Origin of the sequence: Streptomyces zinciresistens K42, assembly GCF_000225525.1 — a bacterium.
Lineage (GTDB): Bacteria > Actinomycetota > Actinomycetes > Streptomycetales > Streptomycetaceae > Streptomyces > Streptomyces zinciresistens.
In genome coordinates this window covers 1-3,904 of sequence record NZ_AGBF01000349.1, presented here as the reverse complement: position 1 = coordinate 3,904, position 3,904 = coordinate 1, and the positions used below count along the sequence as shown (strand labels likewise).

The 3,904-nt window shown below is 68.0% G+C and carries 4 protein-coding genes; all 4 read right to left on the bottom strand.

Features of this window, described 5'->3' with window-relative positions:
* Window positions 1–745: 745 nt before the first annotated feature.
* Window positions 746–1,978, bottom strand: coding sequence for an NsdA family TPR-like regulatory protein (locus tag SZN_RS36055; RefSeq protein ID WP_007505376.1), 1,233 nt, complete (start codon window positions 1,976–1,978; stop codon window positions 746–748).
* A gap of 268 nt (window positions 1,979–2,246) precedes the next feature.
* On the bottom strand, window positions 2,247–2,570 hold the full coding sequence (locus tag SZN_RS36050; protein WP_007505375.1) for a hypothetical protein: 324 nt from the start codon (window positions 2,568–2,570) through the stop codon (window positions 2,247–2,249).
* Between the two features lie 85 nt (window positions 2,571–2,655).
* Window positions 2,656–3,216: a UTRA domain-containing protein gene (locus tag SZN_RS36045; RefSeq protein ID WP_007505373.1), complete on the bottom strand. Its 561-nt coding sequence runs from the start codon at window positions 3,214–3,216 to the stop codon at window positions 2,656–2,658.
* Window positions 3,217–3,300: 84 nt separating this feature from the next.
* A partial coding sequence (locus tag SZN_RS36040; RefSeq protein ID WP_007505372.1) for a UTRA domain-containing protein occupies window positions 3,301–3,904 on the bottom strand: 604 nt, incomplete at its 5' end.

Sequence of the window (3,904 nt, the reverse complement as noted above, 5' to 3'; positions counted from 1 at the left end):
CCGAGCCCCCTCCGTGAGGAGCGGGTGAGCGTCACCACCACGGCCTGTGGTGGGGGGAGATTTCTCCTCTCGTCTGGGTCTTGCTGAAGGGCCCCGTCCAGGGCCCCTGGGGTGAAGCACCGGCCGTTGTCCGCGACCGGGGGTGTTGCTGAGGCCCTTTTCCAAGGGGCCGGCCCGCTTTCCAAAACAAAGTATTGCTGAGAGAACTGGCTCGATGAGCCGAAGCCCGGAACCGGTGTCCAGCCGGGACCGAGCAGCCGATCCGGGGTTCCAAACCCGGTCGGAGCGAAGGGCCGCGCGAGGCCAAGTGGATGTCCAGTCCACCGTCTGGCGCGCGCGGCCGGTGGCGGCTACGTCACCCCGACCCCCTCGATTCCGAAGGTGGAGTCGGCGTACCTGCGGGATGGCGTGATCATGTTGATCAACGGCGAGGATGCGCGTTGAGGTTCCCGTTCGCGGGTACGCTGCATCTCGCGATCACCTCCCATCAGGTGCATCGTGCGGGCGGGGATTCCCGTCCACGAGCCCCCCGACAGGCCCGGCATGGCCATGGGGGGCTCTTTGCGGTTGTCGATCAAGTCTGCGATCACCCTAACCCCCTGTGACGACCCATGGGGTAGGCGAAACCGTCGCGTGTCCAGGACGCACCGAATGCCTGGAAGATCGCCCGGAATGCCGGAAAGGTCGACGGGCAGGTGGGTCGCCCAGTGGGCAACTCCGTTACCTCCGGCGGTCGGTGCCGTCTTCACTGGCCACCCCGCAGTTCGCGAAGGTGAGCGACGAAAGCCTGGGCCTCGCTGGCGTGGGCGTAGTGGGACTGGAGGGCCTGCCCGAGGTCGGCGGCTACCATCGCGAGCGAGGGCAGCGACTTCCGGTCGCCGGCAAGTGCCTTCTCTCCGTACGCGAGGGCGGTGTCGAGGTCGCCCTCGCGGGCCGCGACGACTCCGAGGGTGACCCGGGCCTCCGCGTTCCGCATGGGCGAGCGCTCCGTACCGTCGAAGTCCGTCCCGGCCCGGATCACCTGGTTCGCCAGCTGCTCCGCGAGGCGGTTCTCCCCCACCCGGCGCAGCGCGTCCATCCGGTAGAAGTCGTACTTGCCCGGGTCAACGACGAAGTGGTCCTCGATGTTCTCCGGGTACGGCAGGCGCTCCAGAAGCTGACGCCCCTTGTCCAGCGCCACCTCGGTCTGCGACCGATCCCCCAGCCGTGCCCACGCCTTAGCCTGCTGCGCGTACAACTGCGCGGCCACGCTCTCGTTCGGCGCCACGGCGATGCCGGCCTCCGCGGCCGCGATGACACCGCGGTAGTCACCTCGGGTCAGGGAGAACCAGGCGCGCATCTCGTGAGCCCAGCCCTGCACGCTCAGATCGCCCGACTCCTGACCGAGCATCAGCGCGGCCCGCCGGGTCGCCTCCGCGTCGCGCGGGTGCCCCGAGTCGTACTCGACACAGCCCACCAGGAGCGACAGCTTCCCGGCCAGCGCGATGATCTCGCGATGCTGCGCCAGGCTCACCCGCTGGTGCTGGAGGCCTACGACCCGGGCCAGCCACGCCTTCCCCTCAACGAGCAGCTGGTCGGCGGGCATGTAGGCGTACTCGCAGCACAGCCGGTCCGCCGTGATCCGCAGCGCGTCCAGCGTCGCGACGTCGACGTCCGACGCACGCAGCCGCGCGATGATGTCCACGGTGTCCATGCCGCTGACCTGCAAAATCTCCGCGCGCCCGTCACGGCGAGACCGCTCGGGGAAGAACGCGCCGGTCGTCGTACCGAAGGTCTGAGCGATGGCCGACCGGTACTTCGTCGGCTGAGCCTCGCCCGCCTCCCACCTCTTCCACTGCCGGAGCAAGTCCTGCTCGCTCACGACCTGGTCGTCCGGGAGCCGGACCATCAGCGCGCGCACCGCGTCGGTCTGCGACCAGTCCCGAGCAGCGCGCTCCTCCACCATCCGGCGAGCCCAGTCAGGACGCTCGTCAACCATCGCGATCCCCTTCCCCGTACGGTCCAGCGGCGCAGCCGGCACACGGGCAGGGTGAAGCGCACCGAGTACCGGCCGGCCCTTCTGCAGCCGAGCATGGCACGGCCTCTTGATCGCGCGGAGGTGACAAGTGGCGGTGACATTCGGAATGTCACCAGGCAACGTCACTTTGCGCAGGACTGCGGCAGGGGCACGGTGGCTCCCGTTCACATGGACTGATCCACATCCCTGCGGGAGGCGCACTGCCGATGTCGTGTTCATCAGGATCAGCTCATTCGCTTGCCGCGCGCTGGGCCTGGACGATGTATGCGTACGCGGCTCCCAAAGCCCCGTACTGCGCACTGCCTTCGGTGACGAGGGCGGCGTCGGCGGCGTCGGCCGCGTTCCTGAGCTGGCGAGCGACGGCTTCGGGCACAGTGGGTGCCTCCGCGAACTCCTGCAGTCGCCTGACCACTACGTCCAGTGCTGCTTCCTTGGAGATGCCGACGGGACCTTCGGGGCTTACGAGGGCCGGAAGCCAGCCGTTCTCAGCATCAAGCGCGCTGCGGAGCTCTTCCACCAGCTCGTCACTGGTCAGGCGCTTTCCGGCGTTCATGGGGGGCTCAATCTCCAGGAGTTCAGAAGGAGGGGGCTGGTCGGTGCCCTGCCAAGGGCAGGGCACCGACATGTGCCGTGCGGAGTTAGGCCAGCGGCACGGAGAACCGCAGCGTCCAGCCCTTAGCCAGAACGTGCTGGGTCACCTCGACGACCCGTCCGTCGGCCGTGCGACCGATGTGATTGATGGTCAGGACGTCCGAGCCTTCCGGCAGGCCGAGGCGAGCCGCCTCGTCTGCGGTGGCCGGCCGCAGCGCGATGTCCTCGGTGGCGGCATCGCCCTGGTCGAAGCCGGCCTCCTTCATGCGGCTGATGATGCCGCCCACGCCGGTGTCGACCTGCTCGATGCCAGCGGCCTCGGCGACGTCGACGGGGATGTACGTGGTGGCGAGTTGGACCAGGCGGTCGCCGTCGGACATCGCTCGGGCGCGGACGACGACCTCGCCGTCGGTGCCCAGCAGTTCGGCGACGTCGGCCGGGGCGGCCGCGCGGCTGACGGAGACCTCGGAAACCGGCGTCCGACCGGCACGCTGCAGCTCAGCGTCGAACGCACCGTGCGCGCCGTTCTCCTCACGCCGGGCCGTGGTGTACCGGGTGCTGGCGTCGCGCAGGATCGTGCCGGTCTCGTCGATGCGGTTGCTAGCCATGTGGTGCAAGCTCCTAGCTCTTGTAGTCAATGGGTGTTTGGTCTGCACCGGCTCTTGCCGGAGCAGCGCGGGACTTCCTACATGTCACCCGGGTTCCGGGGAGTCGATGGGCCACTCGTATGCAAGTCGCCACTTGGCTCGCGGCAGCACGTGGATGCAGACCTCCACAACGCGGCCTTCAACGGTGATCCCCTTGTGCGTGATCTCCAGGACAGCCTGTTCAACGGGAATGCCGAGCGCAGCAGCTTCGTCAGCAGTCGGGGATCTGACCTCGACTTCCTCCCGAAGGCGCACCTGCTTGAAGCCGGCCTCCGCCATACGCGATTTGCTGCCGCCGACTCCCGTCTTCATCTCGGCAAGCACAGGGACTGCGTCGACGACGTCCGGCGGGAACCAGCTTGTGGCCACCTGGACGACCTCGATTGCTTCGTCGTTGCCGGGCAGACCTGCGGACATGATCCGCTGACGCTTGAGGGTCTTGGCGCGGTGGTGCATCTCGAAGATCTCCGCCACCTTCTTGGGCGGCACATCACGGTCGATGACGACGGTGTTCTTGGGGTCGAGTCCCCTCGCCCTCATCTCCGCCTCGTAGGCCCCGGCCGCGCCGCCAGCCTCACGAAGTACGGCCAGGTAGCGGGTGGTGCGATCAGAGATGATCTTTCCGATCACCAGGGAAACGAACGTCCCC